Genomic DNA, 1032 nt, shown 5'->3' on the forward strand with positions numbered 1-1032 from the left:
AGTTAGGAGGATACTATGAAAAAAATTGTATTTTTTGTTTCTACACTTGTATTTTGCTTAGGTGTTAGTTTTTTTGCTTTTGATCAAATTGGTTTGAATAAAACAAATGTAACACTAAAGGAACAAACTCAAAATGAAGAAATTGCCGATAAAAATATAAATATATTGAAACTACCTTTGCCAAATGCAGATCAAAGAAAATATAGTGTAAAAAAATTACCAATCAATGGCGGTCAAATAGAAATAAAAAAATTAAACAATAAATCATAATAAGGTAGATGACTAAGTGAAAATTTACCCGAAAATGACAGACCTAATGGTATATTAAAGGGCTGTCATTTTTTAGTTCCGGCTAGAAATAAATAAGTTTTAATAAAAGATTTTACATCAACTAATTTGATAGAAAGATAGATGCTATAATCGAAAAGGAATAACTACTGGAGGAATATTGTGTGAACATTTTTGACTATTTAGATGAATTGCAGGTAGATTTAAAAGAGAAAAACCTTGAGGAACTAGAAGAGAAGTATTTTAATAGATGTAATCAATAGCGGGATCTGAAAGGGCTAATAAAATTAGGCAAATTAATTTAAACGACTATAAAAAAGAATTGAAAATGGGACTTGATCACTCAATAAAAATTGCTATTGAACTGGATTCCAAAGCAATCTATTTTAAATATGATTTAGATCATAATTGGGAAAGTGCATTTTACATTTGTGAAGAGTACATTCCGTTAGTAGAAGGTGATGAAGATTGGGCTTGTAATTGGACCGATGAATTTAGAGGTCCAAGTTTAAAACAATTTGGCGAAATTTATGAGAAAGACGGTTTTGATCGTAGTAATTTAGCAATCGGTACAACAATCTTCCTAGTTGCAAGAACAGTTATATCTTACATAAGAGCTTTAGATGAGCTACCTAATCAAATTTCAATTCCTATACGCATCGCATTTCACGACCAAGACACAATTATAAGAATAAATGAGGAGCATTGATAACAATAACAATGCTCAGAGTGTTGAAATATAAA

At 29.4% G+C, this 1032-nt stretch carries 2 protein-coding genes; both read left to right on the forward strand.

The annotated features are described in order from the left end of the window. Positions 1-15 precede the first annotated feature (15 nt). Positions 16-270, forward strand: a complete 255-nt coding sequence (locus tag CN514_RS24650; RefSeq protein WP_098234816.1) for a hypothetical protein — start codon at positions 16-18, stop codon at positions 268-270. Between the two features lie 346 nt (positions 271-616). Next, positions 617-997, forward strand: a complete 381-nt coding sequence (locus CN514_RS24655; RefSeq protein WP_098234817.1) for a hypothetical protein — start codon at positions 617-619, stop codon at positions 995-997. Positions 998-1032: the final 35 nt, after the last annotated feature.

This window comes from Bacillus sp. AFS001701 (genome assembly GCF_002559405.1).
GTDB lineage: Bacteria > Bacillota > Bacilli > Bacillales > Bacillaceae_G > Gottfriedia.

Bases quoted from the DNA above. Each gene is read 5' to 3' on its own strand.
- CN514_RS24650 (WP_098234816.1), top strand. From the start codon at position 16: ATGAAAAAAATTGTATTTTTTGTTTCTACACTTGTATTTTGCTTAGGT.
- CN514_RS24655 (WP_098234817.1), top strand. From the start codon at position 617: ATGGGACTTGATCACTCAATAAAAATTGCTATTGAACTGGATTCCAAA.